The sequence below is a fragment of the Streptomyces sp. NBC_00637 genome, from assembly GCF_045161545.1.
In the GTDB taxonomy this organism is placed as follows: domain Bacteria; phylum Actinomycetota; class Actinomycetes; order Streptomycetales; family Streptomycetaceae; genus Streptomyces.
On the sequence record NZ_CP109046.1, the window covers coordinates 3,149,764 to 3,169,249 of the forward strand.

Consider the following 19,486-nt stretch of genomic DNA (forward strand, 5'->3'; position numbering starts at 1 on the left):
ACTGCCCCGGGGGCCGCGGGAGGCGCCACCGTTACGAGAGTGACGCGTGCGCGGGCTGCCGTACTCTCCTTGCATGTCGCTCTACGCCGCGTACGCCGGCAACCTCGACGCGCGGCTGATGACCCGCCGCGCTCCCCACTCGCCACTGCGCGCCACCGGCTGGCTGAACGGGTGGCGGCTGACGTTCGGCGGTGAGCAGCTCGGCTGGGAGGGCGCGCTGGCGACGGTCGTCGAGGATCCCGCGGATCCCGGCGCGCAGGTCTTCGTCGCGCTGTACGACGTCGCCCCCATGGACGAGGACTCCCTGGACCGCTGGGAGGGCGTGGGGCTCGGCATCTACCGGCGGGCCCGGGTGCGGGTGCAGACGATGGAGGGCGAGGAGTCCGCCTGGATGTTCGTGCTGAACGGCTACGAGGGCGGCCTGCCCGCGGCCCGCTACCTGGGCGAGATCGCCGACGCGGCGGAATCGGCGGGAGCCCCACACGATTACGTGATGGAGCTGCGCAAGCGCCCGTGCTGAGCGCCGTCGACTCCGGACTCGGTGGGCATCCCAGCACACGAACGGGATGGCGCGATGAGCGGCAGGAATGCGTACACCGTCTTCTACACGGCGACCTGTCCCGGCCCATGAGCTCCACCGGGGACGACCGGACGATCCGGCTGACCCGGAACATCCTCATCGAGTACACGGTCAGCGTCGGCAGGCTGCTGATCTTCGTCGTCGAGGTCTTCGACGACAAGGACATCTTCGTCACGGGCGAGTGATCACTCCGGCCCTCTCGTTGGAAACGACAAGACAACGATCGCCATCCCGTGGGCTCTGTCATCTACGCGCGTAGGCCGGAACCGGCTACCCTCAGGCCCGTGAACGCATCTCTTCTCCCGGACGACATCCAGGGCGACCCGCACGCCGCCGCCGACGCCGCCGCCGCGCGCCTGCGCGAACTGACCGGCGCCGAGACCCACGACGTCGCCCTCGTGATGGGCTCCGGCTGGGCACCGGCCGTGGACGCCCTGGGCGCTCCCGACGCCGAGTTCCAGGTCACCGAGCTGCCCGGATTCCCGCCGCCCGCGGTCGAGGGACACGGCGGCAAGATCCGCTCGTACCAGATGGGCGAGAAGCGGGCGCTGGTCTTCCTGGGCCGCACCCACTACTACGAGGGGCGCGGCGTCGCCGCCGTCGCCCACGGCGTCCGTACCGCGGTGGCGGCCGGCTGCAAGACGATCGTGCTGACGAACGGCTGCGGCGGCCTGCGCGAGGGCATGCGCCCCGGGCAGCCGGTGCTGATCAGCGACCACCTCAACCTCACGGCGACGTCCCCCATCGTCGGCGCGAACTTCGTGGACCTGACGGACCTGTACTCCCCGCGGCTGCGCACCCTGTGCAAGGAGATCGACGCGACGCTGGAGGAGGGCGTCTACGCCCAGTTCCCCGGCCCGCACTACGAGACGCCGGCCGAGATCCGGATGGCCCGGACCATCGGCGCGGACCTGGTGGGCATGTCGACCGTGCTGGAGGCCATCGCGGCCCGTGAGGCGGGTGCGGAGGTGCTGGGCATCTCCCTGGTCACCAACCTCGCCGCCGGCATGACCGGCGAGCCGCTGAACCACGAAGAGGTCCTCCAGGCGGGGCGCGACAGCGCGACGCGCATGGGCTCGCTGCTGGCACAGGTGCTGGGCAGGCTGTAGAAGCGGTTCCGCAGCCGACCGGGGGCGACCGTCCCCGGAGCCCCGCCTCGGCCCTGAAGGGGCCTCGTCCTCACAACGCCGGACGGGCTGAGTGACCTCCGCCGGCGCCGACAAGCAACCGGAGGGTGACCCCCCGTGCACGACGATCTCCTCGCCCGCGCCCAGACCTGGCTCGCGGAGGACCCCGACCCGGAGACCCGCGCCGAGCTCGCCGGGCTCATCGAGGCCAAGGACGTCACCGAGCTCGCCGACCGGTTCGGCGGCACCCTCCAGTTCGGTACCGCGGGCCTGCGCGGCGAGCTCGGGGCCGGGCCCATGCGGATGAACCGCGCGGTCGTCATCCGTGCCGCCGCCGGCCTCGCCGCGTACCTCACGAAGAACGGCGGGACCGGCGGGGTCGTCGTCATCGGCTACGACGCCCGCCACAAGTCGGAGGACTTCGCGCGCGACACGGCGGCCGTGATGACGGGCGCGGGCTTCCGGACGGCCGTGCTCCCCCGGCCGCTCCCCACCCCCGTCCTCGCCTTCGCCATAAGGCACCTGGGCGCGGTCGCCGGCGTGGAGGTCACCGCCAGTCACAACCCGCCGCGCGACAACGGCTACAAGGTGTACCTGGGCGACGGCTCGCAGATCGTGCCGCCCGCCGACGCCGGGATCGCGGCCGAGATCGACGCGATCGACGCCCTGAAGGACGTGCCGCGTCCGGAGGCCGGCTGGCAGACCCTCGACGAGGCCGTCCTCGACGCCTATCTGGCCCGTACGGACGCCGTCCTCGCCCCGGACTCCCCCCGCACGGCCCGCGCGGTGTACACCGCGATGCACGGCGTGGGCAAGGACGTCCTGCTGGCGGCCTTCGCCCGCGCGGGCTTCCCCGAGCCCGTCCTCGTCACCGAGCAGGCCGAGCCCGACCCGGACTTCCCGACCGTCGCCTTCCCCAACCCGGAAGAGCCCGGCGCGATGGACCTGGCCTTCGCCAGGGCCCGCGAGACCGGCCCCGACCTGATCATCGCCAACGACCCGGACGCCGACCGCTGCGCCGTGGCCGTGCCCCACGCGGGCGACTGGCGCATGCTGCGGGGCGACGAGGTCGGCTCGCTGCTCGCCGCGCACCTCGTCCGGCGCGGCGCGCGGGGCACGTTCGCCGAGTCGATCGTGTCCTCCTCCCTCCTCGGCCGTATCGCCGAGAAGGCGGGCCTGCCCTACGAGGAGACCCTCACCGGCTTCAAGTGGATCGCCCGCGTCGACGGCCTGCGCTACGGCTACGAGGAGGCCCTCGGCTACTGCGTGGACCCCGAGGGCGTACGCGACAAGGACGGCATCACCGCCGCGCTGCTCGTCACGGAGCTCGCCTCCGTCCTCAAGGCCGAGGGCCGCACCCTCCTCGACCTGCTCGACGACCTCGCCGTGGAGCACGGGCTGCACGCCACCGACCAGCTGTCGGTGCGCGTACAGGACCTCTCGCTCATCACCCGCGCGATGGAGCGGCTCCGCGAGCGGCCCCCGACCTCCCTCGCGGGCCTGGCCGTCACCAGGGCCGAGGACCTCACCCTGGGCACGGACAAGCTGCCCCCCACCGACGGCCTGCGCTACACGCTGGACGGCGCCCGGGTCATCGTCCGCCCCAGCGGCACCGAACCGAAGCTGAAGTGCTACCTGGAGGTCGTGGTCCCGGTCCCCGCGCACGACGGCCTCCCGGCGGCCCGCCGCACGGCGGACGAGCTGCTCGCCGCGATCAAGCGGGACCTGTCGGCGGCGGCCGGCATCTGACCCGCGCCGCCGGTCGGCGTGGCGGGCGCACCCCACGACACCCGTGCGCCGGGCACCCCTCCCGGGTGGCCCGGCGCCGCACACGGGCCCCGGACGTCACCGGACCGGGCACGATCGGGCCGGGCACGACCGGCTCGGCGGGACGGCGGGACGGCGTCACGGGGTCACGGGGTCACGGGGTCACGGGGTCACGGGGTCACGGGGTCACGGGGTCACGGGGTCACGGGGTCACGGGGTCACGGGGTCACGGGGTCACGGGGTCACGGGGTCACGGGGTCACGGGGTCACGGCAGGAACAGCGTGGTCGCCGCGCCCACGACGCCGAGGACGATCCCGAGCGGCCACAGGGCACGTCCTCGCCGTCCCTCGTCCGCCAGGTCGGCCGGGCGGCCCGCCGGGTCCTCCCACATCGCGGTGATCTCGGCGACCGTCCGCTCGTACGGGTGCAGCACGCCCAGCCTGCTCTCCAGCCACGCCCAGCGCGGCGAGGCCACCCGCCACTCCTCGAACGAGTCCTGCCTGCCGCGGATCCTCAGCCGGGCGCCCTCGCACCGCACGAGCCGGATGTCGTCCCAGGTGAGGTGCCGCACGCCGGTCAGGCCGTTGAACCACAGGCCCTCGCGGTCGGCGGTGATCCGCCAGGCGAGCCGGCGCGGCAGCAGCAGCGCGGCGAGCAGGACGGCGCCCGATCGGGAGACGTACGTCCACCACGAGGAGCCGTCCCAGTAGAGCGCGAGGAACGCCAGCACGAGACCGGCGGCGATCCAGTCGGCCCACCCGGCGCGCCACCTCCGCACGCCGACGCCTGCGGCGTCCTGACCGGTCCGCTCGGCGACGGCCGCGGCGGCGGCCCCGCTCAGCGCCTCCTGCCGGGTCTCCCGGGCGGCCTTGCTCTTCTCGGCCCGGAGCCGCCACCGGTACGCGACGCCCGTCACCGGCCGCACGGGCCCCACGGACATCTCCACCACCGGCGGCTCACCGGCCTTGTCGGCGGCGGCGAGGAGTACGATCTCCGCGCCGTCGTAGGGGGCTCCGTACAGGACGGCCTCCCGCAGGGGCCCGGCACGCTCGTCGTCGATCCGCGAGATCAGCTCCCGGACGGCCTCGTCATCGGCGTCACCGGCACCGGCACCGGCACCGGCACCACCGTCGGCTGCGTCGTCACCGTCACCGTCATCCGTCGTGCCCCCGCCCAGCGCGACCGTGGAGACCGTGAACAAGGGGCGCAGCGCGGCGATGTCGTCGGCGGCGAAGACCTCGGTCTCGACGTCGGCGTTCTCCCGCACGAGCACCCGCAGCACCGGGACGGGCGCCCGGCGCAGCCCGAGGGCCCGGCGGCGGGCCAGGGCCGCGGAGAGCAGCACCGTGAGGCCGAGCCCGGCGAGGCACCAGCCGGCCGCCGGAACCGTCTGCCGGTCCTCGGCCAGGTCCCAGAGGCCCGCGGTGGCGCCGAGGGCTCCTCCGGCGACGACCGTGACGAGCCCGGACCAGAGCAGAAACGTCCCGCGCTCCGCCCGGCGGCCCGCGTCACCGGGCGCCCGGAAGGGCACCCCGGCGGTCACTCCCCCGGCGGCCTCGTGCCCCGCCGCCCGCTGCCGCCTCCGTGCGGCCAGCCGCAGGCACACGGCCGTCCAGACGCCCACGAGCGCGGCCAGCAGCCCCAGCCGGACGAGCCAGCCGAAGTCGCCCAGCGCCAGTACGACGGCGGCGGCGAAGGGCATGAGGACCAGGGCCGCCTCGGGCCGCAGCACGCACCACACGACGTGCAGGGCGACCAGTGCGGCAGCCCAGCCGGGCAGTCCGGCGGACCGGGCCAGCAGACCGGCGCCGGCCACGGCCGTCAATTGCAGCGCCACGAACAGCGACGTCCGCGCCCGCACGGGCACCCAGCGCGGCGGCAGCGCGCGCGTCCAGCGTGCCGCCTGCCCGGCGTCCCAGAGCGGGCAGCCCTCGGGTGTCGCCGCCTCGGGCAGGCGCAGAACCTCAGCAGAATGCGTACTCATCGTTCCCCCGGCCCACCGGCCCACCAGATCTCAGGGCCCCGCACAACGGCCGTCACGGCCGGGGCATGTACCGATCATGACGAAAGACCCTGTGATCCACGGCAACGCCCGGATCACGATTCACCCCACACCCTCACACCCCGAGCGCCATCGTCCACCGCCCCGGCCCCACAACGCGCCCCACACCCGCGCCCGCACCCCGGCCCGGCCTCCGGACCCGGCCCCGACACCCGGCACCCGGCACCCGGCACCCGGCACCCGGCCCGAACCCAAGGGCCGGGCCCCCGGACCCGGCACCTCACCCCAGGCCGCGAACCCAAGGCCCCAGGCCCAGGCCGCTCACCCCACGCCGAGCAGGATCCCCAGCACCACGGCACCCGCCACCGCCGGGCCGAGGATCTCCCAGGCCCAGCGCACGGTCACCTCGCCCTGGGCGGACTCCGCCTTCTCGCGCGCTGCCCACAGCTCCCGCAGCTCGTCCATGACGCGGTCGGTCTCGGCGCGCGCGGGCCCGTCCGCCACCGGGCCGGCGTTGCGCGGCCCCCCGCCCCGCAGGCCGCCGACGCTGCCGAACCCGCCGCCGTTGCGCAGGCCCTGGCCACCGGTCCCGCCGGACCCCTCGGCCGCCGCCCTGGAGACCCGCCGGTTCGCCTTCTTCCTCGCCCGCAGCGAGACGGGGATGGACCACAGCTGGAACTTCGTTCCCGACGCGGCGACGACCTCGTTGGAGTAGCCGGACCGCAGGGAGGCCACCTGCCCCCACGGCAGCACGATCACCCGGAACGGGTTGCGCACCCGGAGCCGGTCCCGGCCGGCGAAGACGGCGGGCCGCAGGGTAAAGGCGACCACCAGCGGCACCACCAGGATCAGCACCGCGAGCGCCAGCCAGGGCGTGCGCCCCTCGCCCGAGAAGATCGCGTCGAGGCCCAGCCAGCCCACCAGGCCAAGCAGCAGCACGCCGCCGGCCAGGCCCGCGGGCGACCGGTAGACGCGGTCGTGGGTCTCGGGTACCGAGGGCTGCGGTGCGGGTGGCTGGTCTTCCGGGGTCGTCATGAGCCCGATTCTGCCCGACGCCCACCGGCCCGCTCGTCCCCGACCCCGCGGTTCACGACGAGCACGGATGCGATCGCCGGGGTGTACAGCCGCTACGCGCGTAGATATGCTCGTCTGGTGACCATGCCCACCAATACACCTACCGCAGCCGACGCACTCACGGACGTCACGGCGTCCGACGGCTCGCTGCGCCGCTTCCTCCACGGGCTGCCCGGCGTCGACACGGTCGGCCTGGAGGCTCGCGCCGCCGCGCTCGGCACCCGTTCCATCAAGACGACCGCGAAGGCGTACGCCATCGACCTCGCCATCTCGATGGTCGACCTGACGACGCTGGAAGGCGCGGACACCCCGGGCAAGGTCCGGGCGCTCGGCGTGAAGGCGGTCCACCCCGACCCCACCGACCGTACGACCCCTGCCGCGGCCGCGGTCTGCGTGTACCCGGACATGGTCGCCACCGCCAAGGCGGCCGTCGCCGGCTCCGGCGTCAAGGTCGCCTCCGTCGCCACCGCCTTCCCGGCCGGCCGCGCCGCCCTGGAGGTGAAGCTCGCGGACGTCCGTGACGCCGTCGCCGCGGGCGCCGACGAGATCGACATGGTCATCGACCGCGGGGCGTTCCTCGCCGGCAAGTACCTGAAGGTGTACGACGAGATCACCGCCGTGCGCGAGGCGTGCGGGACGTCCGCCCGGCTGAAGGTCATCTTCGAGACGGGCGAGCTGTCGACGTACGACAACATCCGCCGGGCGAGCTGGCTCGGCATGCTCGCGGGCGCCGACTTCATCAAGACCTCGACCGGCAAGGTCGCCGTCAACGCCACTCCCGCGAACACGCTCCTGATGCTGGAGGCCGTGCGCGACTTCCGCGCCCAGACCGGCGTCCAGGTCGGCGTGAAGCCCGCCGGCGGCATCCGCACCACCAAGGACGCGATCAAGTTCCTCGTCCTGGTCAACGAGACCGCGGGCGAGGACTGGCTGGACAACCACTGGTTCCGCTTCGGCGCCTCCTCGCTCCTGAACGACCTGCTGATGCAGCGTCAGAAGCTGGCCACCGGCCGCTACTCCGGCCCCGACTACGTGACGGTGGACTGATCACCATGGCATCCACGACTGCATCCGCATTCGAGTACGCTCCGGCCCCCGAGTCCCGCTCGGTCGTCGACATCGCCCCCTCCTACGGCCTGTTCATCGACGGCGAGTTCACCGAGGCGGCCGAGGGCAAGGTCTTCAAGACCGTGTCGCCGTCCACCGAGGAGGTCCTCTCCGAGATCGCCCAGGCGGGCGAGGCGGACGTCGACCGTGCCGTGCGGGCCGCCCGCAAGGCCTTCGGCAAGTGGTCCGCGCTGCCGGGCGCCGAGCGCGCCAAGTACCTGTTCCGCATCGCCCGGATCATCCAGGAGCGCAGCCGCGAACTGGCCGTCCTGGAGACGCTGGACAACGGCAAGCCGATCAGGGAGACCCGCGACGCCGACCTGCCCCTGGTCGCCGCGCACTTCTTCTACTACGCGGGCTGGGCCGACAAGCTCGACCACGCCGGTTTCGGCGCGAATCCGAGGCCGCTGGGCGTCGCCGGCCAGGTCATCCCCTGGAACTTCCCGCTCCTGATGCTGGCGTGGAAGATCGCCCCGGCGCTCGCCACCGGCAACACGGTCGTCCTGAAGCCGGCCGAGACCACCCCGCTGTCCGCCCTGTTCTTCGCGGACGTCTGCCGCCAGGCGGGTCTGCCCAGGGGCGTCGTCAACATCCTCCCCGGCTACGGCGACGCGGGCGCCGCGCTGGTCGCGCACCCGGACGTGAACAAGGTCGCCTTCACCGGCTCGACGGCCGTCGGCAAGGCGATCGCCCGGCAGGTCGCAGGCTCGCGCAAGAAGGTCACGCTCGAACTGGGCGGCAAGGGCGCCAACATCGTCTTCGACGACGCGCCGATCGACCAGGCCGTCGAGGGCATCGTCAGCGGCATCTTCTTCAACCAGGGCCAGGTCTGCTGCGCGGGCAGCCGGCTCCTCGTCCAGGAGTCGATCCAGGACGAGCTGCTGGAGTCGCTGAAGCGCCGCCTCGCCACCCTGCGGCTCGGCGACCCGCTCGACAAGAACACCGACATCGGCGCGATCAACTCCGCCGAGCAGCTCTCGCGCATCACCTCGCTCGTCGAGCAGGGCGAGGCGGAGGGCGCCGAACGCTGGTCCCCGGCCTGCGAACTGCCCGCCTCCGGCTACTGGTTCGCCCCGACGCTCTTCACGAACGTCACCCAGGCGCACACCGTCGCCCGCGACGAGATCTTCGGCCCGGTCCTGTCGGTCCTCAGCTTCCGCACGCCGGAGGAGGCCGTCGCCAAGGCCAACAACACGCCGTACGGCCTGTCGGCCGGTATCTGGACGGAGAAGGGCTCCCGCATCCTCGCGGTGGCGAGCAGGCTCCGCGCGGGCGTGATCTGGTCCAACACGTTCAACAAGTTCGACCCGACGTCGCCGTTCGGCGGCTACAAGGAGTCGGGCTTCGGCCGCGAGGGCGGCCGCCACGGCCTGGAGGCGTACCTCGATGTCCGATAAGACTGACAAGACCGAGCAGCAGCGGCTGAGCGTCTTCAAGACCTACAAGCTGTACGTCGGCGGGAAGTTCCCGCGTTCCGAGAGCGGCCGGGTGTACGAGGTGACCGACGCACAGGGCAAGTGGCTGGCCAACGCACCGCAGTCCTCCCGCAAGGACGCCCGAGACGCGGTCGTCGCCGCGCGCAAGGCGTTCGGCGGCTGGTCCGGGGCGACGGCGTACAACCGGGGCCAGGTCCTCTACCGCGTCGCGGAGATGCTGGAGGGCCGCAAGGGCCAGTTCGTCCACGAGGTCGCCGACGCCGAGGGCCTGTCGAAGTCCAAGGCCGCCGGCCAGGTCGAGGCGACGATCGACCGCTGGGTCTGGTACGCGGGCTGGACCGACAAGATCGCCCAGGTGGTGGGCGGCGGGAACCCGGTCGCGGGCCCGTACTTCAATCTCTCCTCGCCCGAACCGACGGGCGTGGTCGCGGTCCTGGCGCCGCAGGCGTCGTCCTTCCTGGGCCTGGTCTCGGTCCTCGCGCCGGTGATCGCGACCGGCAACACGGCGATCGTGATCGCGAGCGAGCGTTCCCCGCTGCCGGCGCTGTCGCTCGGCGAGGTGCTGGCCACCTCCGACGTGCCCGGCGGGGTCGTCAACGTCCTCTCCGGCCGTACGGCGGAGATCGCGGCGCCCCTCGCCGCCCACCAGGACGTCAACGCGATCGACCTCGCGGGCGCCGACGACGTGCTGGCGAAGGAGCTGGAGATCGCGGCGGCCGACAACCTGAAGCGCGTCCTTCGTCCACAGCCTGTGGACGACTGGAGCGCCGACCCCGGCACCGACCGCATGACGGCCTTCCTGGAGACCAAGACGGTCTGGCACCCCACGGGTTCGCTGGGCGCCTCGGGTTCGTCGTACTAGGCCTGCTCCCCGGGCCGCGAGACGCGGAAGCCGCGCCACCCCTCCGTCCGGGGGCGGCGCGGCTTCCGTCCGTGCGGGCCGGCCTCAGCCGCCCAGCACCTTCGTCACGTCCCCCAGCACCGGGATCGAGCCGATGGACTGCGCCTGGGCCACCGGCCCGGTGAGCATCTGGGAGGTCAGCGGCTTGAAGTCGGCGAGCTGGGTGCCGACGCCGTTGTCGAGGGGGTCGACGCCGGTGCCCGCGAGGGGGTTGGGCTTGAGGCCGGAGACGGCGCCGGTGACGTACGTGAGGGAGCCGAGCGCCCCCTGCAGGCCCGCCTGCGGGTCGAGGTGACCGACCGAGGTGGGCCTCGTCCGCACCACGTCGACGGCCGGTTCGCCGGTCGCCGCGGCGGCGGTCCCGGCGGCGGCGCCCAGCGCCACCCCGGCGGTCGCGAGGGCGGCGAGGGCGCGCCGGCCGTTGGAGGTCTGGGGAGAAGCGTGTCGGGCCATCGCAGTGCCGCCTTCTGATGCGCAAGGTGATCAGGTCGACACGAAGGGTAGTTGAGGTGTGACGCGCGCTTCAAAGTCGACCCGCGGGGTCGTTGACGGCCGGGGGGATGCCTCAGACTGGTGTCCCGTGACCTCCCCTCCGCCCATACCGACGCGAGTCGTGCTGCTCTGCGGCCCTTCCGGCTCCGGCAAGTCCCTGCTCGCCGCCCGCTCCGGCCTCCCTGTGCTGCGGCTCGACGACTTCTACAAGGAGGGCGACGACCCGACGCTGCCGCTGGTCGCCGCGAGCTCCGACATCGACTGGGACCACCCCGCGTCGTGGGACGCGGACACGGCCGTCGCCTCGATCGTGGAACTCTGCGCCACGGGCCGTACACATGTTCCCGTCTACGACATCTCGCTCAGCGCGCGCACCGGCGCGGACGCGATCGAGATCGGGCGGACCCCGCTGTTCATCGCGGAGGGCATCTTCGCCGCCGAGATCGTGAACCGGTGCCGCGAACTGGGTGTCCTGGCCGACGCGCTGTGCCTGAGCCGCGGTCCGGTGAAGACCTTCCGCCGCCGTTTCCTGCGGGATCTGAAGGAGGGCCGCAAGTCGGTGCCCTTCCTGCTGCGCCGCGGCTGGCGCCTGATGCGCGCCGAACGCTCCATCGTCGCCCGGCAGACCGCGCTCGGAGCGCACGCCTGCGACCGCGACGAGGCGTTGGGCCGCCTGGCGGCGGCGACCGGCCGGCGCGCCCCGGCGGCACCCACGGCCGCCTAGAACCATTCCGCCGGAGGCGGTACACGCAGAAGCGGGACTGGTTGGACCCCCCGGCCCACCAGCCCCGCTTCCTCGGTGCTCCCCCGTGTCCCCCCGGGGTGGTGCTTCCCCCGTACCGGCGCGGTACCGCTCCCCAGACGTCCCCCGTCGGGCCCCCCGGTACCGCTTTCCCCCGTGTTTCCCCCGTTCACCCTCAGGCGACAAGCTCCCCGAAGGCGTCCTCCTCGTCACGGCCGAAGCTGAGGACCTCGTCCTCACGCAGCCGGCGGAGCGACCGCCAGATGCTGGACTTCACCGTGCCGACACTGATGTCGAGGATCTCCGCGATCTCCGGGTCGGTACGGCCCTCGTAGTAGCGCAGGACCAGCATCGTCCGCTGGAGTTCGGGCAGCCGGGTCAGCGCCTGCCACAGGACCGCGCGCAGTTCGGTGCCGCGCATCGCGTCCGTGTCGCCGGGCGTCTCCGGCAGTTCCTCGGTCGGGTACTCGTTCAGCTTGCGGCGGCGCCACGCGCTGATGTGCAGGTTGGTCATCGTCCGGCGGAGGTATCCGCCGACCGCGGCCTTGTCACTGATCCGGTCCCACGCCCGGTACGTCGAGAACAGCGCGCTCTGCAGCAGGTCCTCGGCCTCGAAGCGGTCGCCGGTGAGGTGGTAGGCGGTGGCGTACAGGGAGGCGCGGCGCTCCTGGACGTAGGCGGTGAACTCCGCCTCGGTCAGCGAACGACGCTCCCCCGTGTCCTCCCTGTACGCGGCTCCCCCGTGAGCCGCCTGTTCCCCCGTGTCGACCACCGTCATGAAGGTGGTGTGCTGTCGCCCGGTGCCGCGAGCGCACCCCCGCCCTCCCCCACGCTCGAAACCGCTCGTGCGGGAGGGGCCCCCGTCGGCACCGGACTTCTCGGAACCCCGGTTCACGTCGTGCAGACGCGTGACGACTGCGACTGCGTTGGTGCTCATACCGTGCAGCGTGTTCATCTCGCGCCCCCCGTCGTGGACTTACCGGTGTTCGGTCTCTCGCTTCGGTCCGGTCCCGCTGTCGTTCCGCGTCGCCTTGCCCGTGACCAAAAGATTGCCCGGGCCACTTCATCGCCGTGTCCGCCGACTGTCACAGACCTGTCACAGGGGCCCGTCACGGCAACACCACAGGCCGTGCACAGGCGTCCGCAGTACGGCAGTTGACCTGGTCCGCGCAGGTCGGCCCGGGGCGCCGCGAGACGCCCCAGACGCCCCTGTGCGTCGCCGCGGCGACGCACAGGGGCCCCGCGGCGGCCCCCCGCGTCCGCGGCCGCTACGGCCCCAGGAGACGGTCCACGACGGGGACGGCGGGCTGACGCGCGGGTTCCCGGCCGGTCTCGGGGACACCCACGGCCCGGCGGGGAGGTCCGGCCGATCTGGTCGGATCCGGCCGCACCGCTCGGTCCGCGCACCCGCGAGGGACCGCTCCCACCGGTCGAAACCGCAGGTCTACGGGGTGCGGCTCGTATGGATGTACGACACCGGCACAGGCGTTCGCGCGATGCGTCCGGCCCTCTCCGGCCCGCCCCCGCCGCCGGAACCACCTCACTCCGGCGCCTCACCACCGACCCACAGGTCGAACGACAGGCCCCTCATGGGCCAGAATGAGCCCGTGCCTTCCCTGTTGCTGATCGAGGACGACGACGCCATCCGTACGGCCCTGGAGCTCTCACTGACGCGCCAGGGACACCGGGTGGCCACCGCTGCCAGCGGTGAGGACGGTCTGAAGCTGCTGCGCGAGCAGCGGCCGGATCTCATCGTGCTGGACGTGATGCTGCCCGGCATCGACGGTTTCGAGGTGTGCCGGCGCATCCGGCGCACCGACCAACTGCCGATCATCTTGCTGACCGCGCGCAGCGACGACATCGACGTGGTCGTCGGGCTGGAGTCCGGCGCCGACGACTACGTCGTCAAACCAGTGCAGGGCCGGGTGCTGGACGCCCGGATCCGGGCCGTGCTGCGGCGCGGCGAGCGCGAGTCGAGCGACTCCGCGACGTTCGGCAGTCTCGTCATCGACCGCGCGGCGATGACGGTGACGAAGAACGGCGAGGACCTCCAGCTCACGCCGACCGAACTGCGGCTGCTGCTCGAACTGAGCCGGCGGCCGGGGCAGGCGCTGTCCCGGCAGCAGTTGCTGCGGCTGGTGTGGGAGCACGACTACCTCGGCGACTCCCGGCTGGTGGACGCCTGTGTCCAGCGGCTGCGGGCCAAGGTGGAGGACGTGCCGTCGTCCCCGGTCCTGATCCGCACCGTGCGCGGCGTCGGCTACCGCCTGGACGCCCCTCAGTGACACAGCCGTCAGGGGGGCTCCGCGGCTGGTCCGCGGCGCGCAGGGGAAGACTGTCGCGGCTGCGTTTCACCAGCCTGCGGCTGCGGCTCGTCGTCGTCTTCGGGGCGGTGGCGCTGACCGCCGCCGTGTCCGCGTCCGGCATCGCGTACTGGCTCAACCGCGAGGCCGTGCTGACCCGTACCCAGGGTGCGGTGCTGCGGGACTTCGAGCAGGAGATGCAGAACCGGGCGGGCTCGCTGCCCGAGCATCCGTCGCAGGACGAGCTCCAGCACACCGCGGGGCAGATGGCCAACAGCAGCCAGCGCTTCGGCGTGCTGCTGGTGGGCGAGGACGCGAGCGGCAAGACCGTCTACGGCAACTCGGGCGGCCTGAACGGGTTCGCGCTGGACGACGTGCCCGGGTCGCTGCGTACGGCGGTGAACAAGCGGCAGGACGTGACGGGCGGCAACAAGTCGCCGTACCACCTGTACTGGCAGCGGGTCGTGGACCACGGCACGCCCTATCTGGTGGCCGGGACGAAGGTGATCGGGGGCGGACCGACCGGGTACATGCGCAAGTCGCTGGAGCCGGAGGCCAAGGACCTCAACTCGCTGGCCTGGTCGCTGGGAATCGCCACCGGCCTCGCGCTGATCGGCGCCGCGCTGCTCGCGCAGGCCGCCGCCACGACCGTCCTGAAGCCGGTGCACCGGCTGGGCGTCGCGGCGCGGCGGCTCGGCGAGGGACGGCTCGACACGCGGCTTCAGGTGTCGGGGACGGACGAACTCGCGGATCTGTCGCGGACGTTCAACCGCACGGCCGAGGCACTGGAGAAGCGGGTCGACGACATGGCCGCCCGCGACGACGCCTCGCGGCGGTTCGTCGCCGACATGTCGCACGAGCTGCGCACCCCGCTGACCGCCATCACCACCGTCGCGGAGGTGCTGGAGGAGGAGCTGGACGCCGAGTCGGGCAGCATCGACCCGATGATCGAGCCCGCGGTCCGGCTGGTGGTCAGCGAGACCCGGCGGCTGAACAACCTGGTCGAGAACCTGATGGAGGTCACCCGCTTCGACGCCGGTACGGCGCGGCTGGTGCTGGACGACGTCGACGTGGCCGACCAGATCACCCACTGCATCGACGCGCGCGCCTGGCTGGACGCGGTCGATCTGGACGCCGAGCGCGGCATCCACGCCCTGCTCGACCCGCGCCGGCTGGACGTGATCCTCGCCAACCTCATCGGCAACGCGCTCAAGCACGGCGGTTCGCCGGTGCGGGTGTCGGTGACGGCGGCGGAGGACGCGGTCGTCATCTCCGTGCGCGACCACGGGCCCGGTATCCCCGAGGAGGTGCTGCCGCACGTCTTCGACCGGTTCTACAAGGCGAGCGCCTCCCGGCCGCGCTCCGAGGGCAGCGGGCTCGGCCTGTCCATCGCCCTGGAGAACGCCCACATCCACGGCGGCGGGATCACCGCCGCCAATTCCCCGGAGGGCGGTGCGGTGTTCACGCTGCGACTGCCCCGGGGGGTGCTGGAGGCGGCGGACGAGGGCGGCGAGGAGGAGGGCCAGCGGGCCGCCGGGCGGCCGGCGCAGGCCGTGCAGTCCATGCCCGTGCAGTCCGGGAAGGCGGGGCAGTCCGGGAAGGCCGGGAAGTCCGTGCGGGACAAGGGGGACGCGTAGTGACCATGCGCCGTGCGAGGGTACGACGGCTGCTCGCCGTTCCCGTGCTGGCCGGCCTGGCCGTGCTGCTCGCCGGCTGCGGGATCCGGGCGACCGAGGTGCCGACCGACTTCGGGGCGGCGCCCTCCCGGGCACGCTGCTCGCTCACCGAGCCGGACGTGACCTCGCAGTCCGCCCGCGCGGGCGTGCCGGTGCAGGTGTTCCTGCTGTGCGGCTCGTCGCTGGTGGCCGTCGACCGGACCGTGCGGGTGCCGGACGGCGCGGCGGACTTCGAGCGGCGGGTGCTGGTGGCGCAGGGGCTGCTCGACCAGCTCGCCGAGTCGCCCTCGGCGGCCGAGAAGGAGGCCGGGTACACGACGGACGTACGCGGTGGCATGACGGTCCGCGGACCCGGTCCGAAGGATCCCGACGACGCGCTGCGGCTGAGCGCCCAGCCCGGCGACCTGACCTCGTACGCCCTCGCCCAGCTCGTCTGTACGTTCTCCGACTCGGCGGCGGCCGAGGGCGACGGCTCGGTGATCCTGGGCGGCCCCGGCTCCGACCCGCTGCGCCGCTACGAGTGCACCGACGAGGTCCGCTCCCGTCCCGGCAGCGCGGAGCCCCCGTCCTCGGCGGTCACCGACCGCGGCTGAGCGGGGCCCCGGGTCCGGCCGGTGTGGCGGACGCCTCAAGTGCTGCGCGGTGGCCGTGGTCGTCGCAGGTCACCGTCTGCCGGAGGGCGGTGGCGGCCGGGCGGGACGGCGGACTCGCGCCGCTGCCGGGGGGCGAGCCGGAACCGATCGTGCCGGGGGGCGCGTCTTGGGGGGCGTGCAGCGTCAAGGCTCCATCGGCGGCAGCGCCGCGATCCGCATCCGCGCGACCGGGATTCTCCTCCTGGCCGCCCATCTCGTGTTCGTCGCCTGGGTCGCGCTGCGCCCGCTGAACGTCCCCTGGGTGGTGCCGGCCAACCTCCATCCGTTCGACGGGATCAGGGCCGACCTGAGACTGGGCTGGCCCGAGGCGGCCCGGCGGATCGGCGAAGGGCTGGCGCTGCTGGCCCCGCTGGGTTTTCTGCTGCCGCTGGTGCACGGCAGGCCGCGGGTCTCGCCGCTCGCCTCCCTGATCCGCACGGTCACCGCGGGCGCCCTGCTGTCGCTGGGCATCGAGCTGTTGCAGACCGGGGTGCCCGGTCAGGTCGTGGACGTCGACTCGATGCTGCTGAACACCCTGGGCGTGGCGCTGGCGCATGTCGCGGTGGTGCCGGCGGTGCGCGCGTGGCTGCGGCGCGGGGACGAGCGCCGGGGGCGGACCGCGGTCCGTCAGGAGGAGGCCGCTCAGGGTCTGACCCCGAGGATTACCAGGGTCGGGGTCGCACCGTAGAGCGACGCTTCGTCCCCCTTCGTCACCGTAGCGTTCAGGTAGACGGAGCGGGCCGCAAGGGCCCGTCTCGGACGCTCGCGAAGGAGCCGCAGATGTCCAGCCTCGCTCGCCCCACCCACGGCCGCATGATCGGCGGAGTGTGCGCCGCGCTGGCCAAGCGCTTCGGCACGTCCGCGACCACGATGCGCGTGATCTTCCTGCTCTCCTGTCTGCTGCCCGGCCCGCAGTTCCTGCTCTACATAGCGCTGTGGGTCCTGCTGCCGTCGGAGGACAAGGCGGCGCGCACGGCCTGGTGACGGCCGCCCACGGCAACGCCGTCGGGGCGCGCCCGGTGTTTCCGGGTGCGCCCCGACGGCGTGTCGTGCGGGAGGGGCGGCGTTGTTCAGCCGAGCGGGATGCCGTTCAGCGGGAGGCCGTGCGTCGGCAGGCCCTTGAGCGGCAGACCACCGAGCAGACCGGCGACGGGCGCGGTCGGCCCCTCGGCGAGCAGCTTCTCGGCGACCGGCTGGGCGGCGGTCAGGCCCGCGCCGAGCGCCGGCTGGGCCTGCGTCAGCACCTCACCGGCCGCGGGCAGCGCCGAGGTCAGGTTCTCCGCCGGCAGCGTCCTGGTGACTCCGTCCAGGGCCTGCGTGGCGTCCGGGACGGCGGGGGCGGCGTTCGCGGCGCCCGCACCGACGGCGGCGAAGGCGGCACCGAGAGCGGCGACACCGAGGGTCTTGGCAGCAGACTGCTTCATGATGAATGCGTCCTCGAATGGGATACGGGGAACTGAACGGTTCTCGACCGTAAACACGCAGAGGGGTCGGCGGCAAACATTGAAATGCGGACGGATGGTGAACACCCGCCCGCATCCCATGCCCCGAAAAACCGCTACTCAGCCTTCCGTTCCCGCAGAACCGCTGGTGGAAGCGGTCTGCTGGAACAGCCATTCGGACTTCAGCTCGGAATATCCGGGCTTGATCACGTCATTGATCATGGCAAGTCGTTCATCGAAAGGAATGAATGCTGACTTCATAGCATTGACAGAGAACCACTGGAGATCTTCGAGCGTGTAACCGAACGCGTCGACAAGGTGCTCGAATTCCCGGCTCATGCTGGTGCCGGACATCAGGCGGTTGTCCGTGTTGACGGTGGCCCGGAAGTGCAGCCGGCGCAGCAGGCCGATGGGGTGCTCGGCGTACGAGGCGGCCGCTCCGGTCTGGAGGTTGGAACTGGGGCACAGTTCCAGGGGGATGCGCTTGTCGCGGACGTAGGAGGCGAGCCGGCCGAGCTTCACGGTGCCGTCGGCGGCGATCTCGATGTCGTCGATGATGCGGACCCCGTGGCCGAGCCGGTCGGCGCCGCACCACTGGAGGGCCTGCCAGATCGACGGCAGGCCGAAGGCCTCGCCGGCGTGGATGGTGAAGTGGTTGTTCTCGCGCTTCAGGTACTCGAAGGCGTCGAGGTGCCGGGTGGGCGGGAAGCCCGCCTCCGCGCCCGCGATGTCGAAGCCCACGACGCCCAGGTCCCGGTAGCGGTTGGCGAGTTCGGCGATCTCCAGGGAGCGGGCCGCGTGGCGCATGGCGGTGAGCAGCGCGCCGACCCGGATGCGGTGTCCGTTGCGCCGGGCCGTGCGCTCGCCTTCCCGGAAGCCCTCGTTGACGGCCTCGACGACCTCTTCGAGGCTCAGCCCGCCGTCGAGGTGCTGTTCGGGCGCGTACCGCACCTCGGCGTAGACGACACCGTCCTCGGCGAGGTCCTCGGCGCACTCGCGGGCGACCCGGACGAGCGCGTCGCGGGTCTGCATCACGCCGACGGTGTGCGAGAAGGTCTCCAGATACCGTTCCAGCGAACCGGAGTCGGCGGCCTCGCGGAACCAGATGCCGAGCTTGTCGGGGTCGGTTTCCGGGAGTGGGGCGATGGGGGCACGTCCCACGCCGTCAGGGCTGTGGGGGACCGCGTCCCGGGCGAGGTCGACGATCGTGCCGGGGCGCAGCCCGCCGTCGAGATGGTCGTGCAGCAGAACCTTGGGTGCCCGCCGGATCTGGTCCGAGCTCGGGGTGATGCCCGCCTGGGTGCTCTGGCTCGTCATTTCCGCACTCTAGCTCCTACGCGCGTAGACGGCGCGCTGTACAACTCCGCCGATATGTAACGGTGACCGCACGGACGGGTGGAGTACATCATCGTTTCTGACACTGTTCTGCCATGGCACAGGATGTGACGCCGGTTCGGACGGTCCGGCTGGGGAAGGCGCTCGGCCCCGCGCCGACGTCCGTGAGCGGGGTGGTGGTGCTGCTCCCGGGTGGTGAGGAGGTGTCCGACCGGAGACCGTCCGCCGTGTGGGCGGCCGCCTCCGTGCGGGGGTTGGGGCGCAGGCTGGCCCGGGCGGGACGCGCGGAGGGTCTCGCCGTGCACGCCGTGCACTACCGCTACCGCGGCTGGAACGGCAGCGAGGCGCATCTCGCGGCCGACGCGGCCTGGGCCGCCGACGAGGCCGTACGGCGTTACGGAGACGTCCCCGTGTGCCTGGCCGGCGTCGACATGGGCGCGCGGGCCGCGCTGCGGGCGGGCGGCCACGAGGCCGTCAACTCCGTACTGGCGATCGCTCCCTGGCTGCCGGAGGAGGACATGGCCGCTCCGCCCGAACCGGTGAAGCAGCTGGCCGGGCGTCGCGTGCTGATCGTGCACGGCACCAAGGACGAACGCTGCGACCCCGAGCTGTCGTTCCGGCTCGCGGCGCGGGCGAAGAAGGCGAACCGGGACGTGTGCCGCTTCGAGGTGCACTCCGACGGTCACCGACTGCACCAGTACCGCGGTGAAGTCCTCGCGCTGGCCGAGGACTTCGTCATGGGCGCGCTGTTCGGCCGGGCGCTCTCCCGGCCGGTGGAGGACGCGCTGGCCGCCCCGCCGCCGCTGGGGCTGCGGATGCCGTTGGCCGTGGGGTTCGGCACCTCGTTACGGCGCCCGGGCCGCCCGTGA

The 19,486-nt window shown here is 72.8% G+C and carries 20 protein-coding genes; 14 read left to right on the forward strand and 6 right to left on the reverse strand.

Going from position 1 to position 19,486, the window contains the following annotated elements; genetic code table 11:
• Positions 1-73 precede the first annotated feature (73 nt).
• From OG440_RS13465 to OG440_RS13480, 4 genes are all read left to right on the forward strand, one after another.
• Positions 74-520 carry a gamma-glutamylcyclotransferase gene (locus tag OG440_RS13465; RefSeq protein WP_081551962.1) on the forward strand — a complete coding sequence of 149 codons (447 nt, stop codon included), beginning with the start codon at positions 74-76 and terminating at the stop codon, positions 518-520.
• Between the two features lie 107 nt (positions 521-627).
• Positions 628-765, forward strand: a complete 138-nt coding sequence (locus OG440_RS13470) for a hypothetical protein (RefSeq protein WP_406007087.1) — start codon at positions 628-630, stop codon at positions 763-765.
• Between the two features lie 99 nt (positions 766-864).
• Positions 865-1,689, forward strand: coding sequence for a purine-nucleoside phosphorylase (locus OG440_RS13475; RefSeq protein WP_406007088.1), 825 nt, complete (start codon positions 865-867; stop codon positions 1,687-1,689).
• 135 nt (positions 1,690-1,824) lie between these two features.
• Positions 1,825-3,456 carry a phospho-sugar mutase gene (locus OG440_RS13480; RefSeq protein WP_406007089.1) on the forward strand — a complete coding sequence of 544 codons (1,632 nt, stop codon included), beginning with the start codon at positions 1,825-1,827 and terminating at the stop codon, positions 3,454-3,456.
• Between the two features lie 284 nt (positions 3,457-3,740).
• Here the strand turns inward: OG440_RS13480 and OG440_RS13485 are convergent, their stop codons facing one another.
• Together OG440_RS13485 and OG440_RS13490 are read right to left on the reverse strand one after the other, a co-directional pair.
• Positions 3,741-5,459 (reverse strand): hypothetical protein, encoded by a 1,719-nt coding sequence (locus tag OG440_RS13485; protein ID WP_406007090.1) that lies wholly within the window; start codon positions 5,457-5,459, stop codon positions 3,741-3,743.
• A 339-nt stretch (positions 5,460-5,798) separates the two neighbouring features.
• Entirely contained in the window at positions 5,799-6,512 is a 714-nt protein-coding gene (locus OG440_RS13490; protein WP_406007091.1) for a PH domain-containing protein, read from the reverse strand.
• 123 nt (positions 6,513-6,635) lie between these two features.
• Between OG440_RS13490 and deoC the strand changes: the two genes are divergently transcribed.
• From deoC to OG440_RS13505, 3 genes are read left to right on the forward strand one after another with little or no spacing between them, the layout of a single operon-like run.
• Positions 6,636-7,598 carry a deoxyribose-phosphate aldolase gene (deoC, locus tag OG440_RS13495; RefSeq protein WP_406011344.1) on the forward strand — a complete coding sequence of 321 codons (963 nt, stop codon included), beginning with the start codon at positions 6,636-6,638 and terminating at the stop codon, positions 7,596-7,598.
• 5 nt (positions 7,599-7,603) lie between these two features.
• Positions 7,604-9,055 (forward strand): aldehyde dehydrogenase family protein, encoded by a 1,452-nt coding sequence (locus OG440_RS13500; RefSeq protein ID WP_406007092.1) that lies wholly within the window; start codon positions 7,604-7,606, stop codon positions 9,053-9,055.
• Positions 9,045-9,956 (forward strand): aldehyde dehydrogenase family protein, encoded by a 912-nt coding sequence (locus OG440_RS13505; RefSeq protein ID WP_406007093.1) that lies wholly within the window; start codon positions 9,045-9,047, stop codon positions 9,954-9,956. Before OG440_RS13500 ends, OG440_RS13505 begins: the two co-directional genes overlap by 11 nt.
• An 84-nt stretch (positions 9,957-10,040) precedes the next feature.
• On the opposite strand, the gene OG440_RS13510 is transcribed toward OG440_RS13505, so the two are convergent.
• A complete protein-coding gene (locus OG440_RS13510; RefSeq protein WP_406007094.1) occupies positions 10,041-10,448 on the reverse strand; it encodes a hypothetical protein in 408 nt (135 codons plus the stop codon).
• A 58-nt stretch (positions 10,449-10,506) separates the two neighbouring features.
• Between OG440_RS13510 and OG440_RS13515 the strand changes: the two genes are divergently transcribed.
• Positions 10,507-11,211 carry a uridine kinase gene (locus OG440_RS13515; protein WP_406007095.1) on the forward strand — a complete coding sequence of 235 codons (705 nt, stop codon included), beginning with the start codon at positions 10,507-10,509 and terminating at the stop codon, positions 11,209-11,211.
• Positions 11,212-11,404: 193 nt separating this feature from the next.
• On the opposite strand, the gene OG440_RS13520 is transcribed toward OG440_RS13515, so the two are convergent.
• Complete coding sequence (locus tag OG440_RS13520; protein WP_406007096.1) at positions 11,405-12,184, reverse strand: SigE family RNA polymerase sigma factor; 780 nt, start codon at positions 12,182-12,184, stop codon at positions 11,405-11,407.
• A gap of 652 nt (positions 12,185-12,836) precedes the next feature.
• Between OG440_RS13520 and afsQ1 the strand changes: the two genes are divergently transcribed.
• The 5 genes from afsQ1 (at position 12,837) to OG440_RS13545 (ending at position 16,824) form a co-directional block, all read left to right on the forward strand.
• Positions 12,837-13,514 carry a two-component system response regulator AfsQ1 gene (afsQ1, locus tag OG440_RS13525; protein WP_028807033.1) on the forward strand — a complete coding sequence of 226 codons (678 nt, stop codon included), beginning with the start codon at positions 12,837-12,839 and terminating at the stop codon, positions 13,512-13,514.
• Positions 13,511-15,169 (forward strand): ATP-binding protein, encoded by a 1,659-nt coding sequence (locus tag OG440_RS13530; RefSeq protein WP_406007097.1) that lies wholly within the window; start codon positions 13,511-13,513, stop codon positions 15,167-15,169. Before afsQ1 ends, OG440_RS13530 begins: the two co-directional genes overlap by 4 nt.
• 5 nt (positions 15,170-15,174) lie before the next feature.
• Positions 15,175-15,801: a hypothetical protein gene (locus OG440_RS13535; protein ID WP_406011345.1), complete on the forward strand. Its 627-nt coding sequence runs from the start codon at positions 15,175-15,177 to the stop codon at positions 15,799-15,801.
• Positions 15,802-15,976: 175 nt separating this feature from the next.
• Positions 15,977-16,528 (forward strand): VanZ family protein, encoded by a 552-nt coding sequence (locus tag OG440_RS13540; protein ID WP_406007098.1) that lies wholly within the window; start codon positions 15,977-15,979, stop codon positions 16,526-16,528.
• 92 nt (positions 16,529-16,620) lie between these two features.
• Positions 16,621-16,824 (forward strand): PspC domain-containing protein, encoded by a 204-nt coding sequence (locus OG440_RS13545; protein ID WP_406007099.1) that lies wholly within the window; start codon positions 16,621-16,623, stop codon positions 16,822-16,824.
• Positions 16,825-16,910: 86 nt separating this feature from the next.
• Here the strand turns inward: OG440_RS13545 and OG440_RS13550 are convergent, their stop codons facing one another.
• Together OG440_RS13550 and OG440_RS13555 are read right to left on the reverse strand one after the other, a co-directional pair.
• Positions 16,911-17,264 (reverse strand): ATP-binding protein, encoded by a 354-nt coding sequence (locus OG440_RS13550; RefSeq protein WP_406007100.1) that lies wholly within the window; start codon positions 17,262-17,264, stop codon positions 16,911-16,913.
• Between the two features lie 138 nt (positions 17,265-17,402).
• The gene (locus OG440_RS13555) at positions 17,403-18,599 is read right to left on the reverse strand and encodes an adenosine deaminase (RefSeq protein ID WP_406007101.1); all 1,197 of its coding nucleotides are present in this window, start codon (positions 18,597-18,599) and stop codon (positions 17,403-17,405) included.
• A gap of 113 nt (positions 18,600-18,712) precedes the next feature.
• On the opposite strand from OG440_RS13555, the gene OG440_RS13560 reads away from it, so the two are divergent.
• Positions 18,713-19,486 (forward strand): alpha/beta hydrolase, encoded by a 774-nt coding sequence (locus OG440_RS13560; protein WP_406007102.1) that lies wholly within the window; start codon positions 18,713-18,715, stop codon positions 19,484-19,486.

Coding starts and splice junctions, on each gene's coding strand:
- OG440_RS13545 (WP_406007099.1), top strand. CDS start 16,621: ATGTCCAGCCTCGCTCGCCCCACCCACGGCCGCATGATCGGCGGAGTG.
- OG440_RS13535 (WP_406011345.1), top strand. CDS start 15,175: ATGCGCCGTGCGAGGGTACGACGGCTGCTCGCCGTTCCCGTGCTGGCC.
- OG440_RS13490 (WP_406007091.1), bottom strand. CDS start 6,512: ATGACGACCCCGGAAGACCAGCCACCCGCACCGCAGCCCTCGGTACCC.
- OG440_RS13505 (WP_406007093.1), top strand. CDS start 9,045: ATGTCCGATAAGACTGACAAGACCGAGCAGCAGCGGCTGAGCGTCTTC.
- OG440_RS13500 (WP_406007092.1), top strand. CDS start 7,604: ATGGCATCCACGACTGCATCCGCATTCGAGTACGCTCCGGCCCCCGAG.
- deoC (WP_406011344.1), top strand. CDS start 6,636: ATGCCCACCAATACACCTACCGCAGCCGACGCACTCACGGACGTCACG.
- OG440_RS13485 (WP_406007090.1), bottom strand. CDS start 5,459: ATGAGTACGCATTCTGCTGAGGTTCTGCGCCTGCCCGAGGCGGCGACA.
- OG440_RS13550 (WP_406007100.1), bottom strand. CDS start 17,264: ATGAAGCAGTCTGCTGCCAAGACCCTCGGTGTCGCCGCTCTCGGTGCC.
- OG440_RS13520 (WP_406007096.1), bottom strand. CDS start 12,184: ATGAACACGCTGCACGGTATGAGCACCAACGCAGTCGCAGTCGTCACG.
- OG440_RS13510 (WP_406007094.1), bottom strand. CDS start 10,448: ATGGCCCGACACGCTTCTCCCCAGACCTCCAACGGCCGGCGCGCCCTC.
- OG440_RS13470 (WP_406007087.1), top strand. CDS start 628: ATGAGCTCCACCGGGGACGACCGGACGATCCGGCTGACCCGGAACATC.
- OG440_RS13560 (WP_406007102.1), top strand. CDS start 18,713: ATGGCACAGGATGTGACGCCGGTTCGGACGGTCCGGCTGGGGAAGGCG.
- OG440_RS13465 (WP_081551962.1), top strand. CDS start 74: ATGTCGCTCTACGCCGCGTACGCCGGCAACCTCGACGCGCGGCTGATG.
- OG440_RS13555 (WP_406007101.1), bottom strand. CDS start 18,599: ATGACGAGCCAGAGCACCCAGGCGGGCATCACCCCGAGCTCGGACCAG.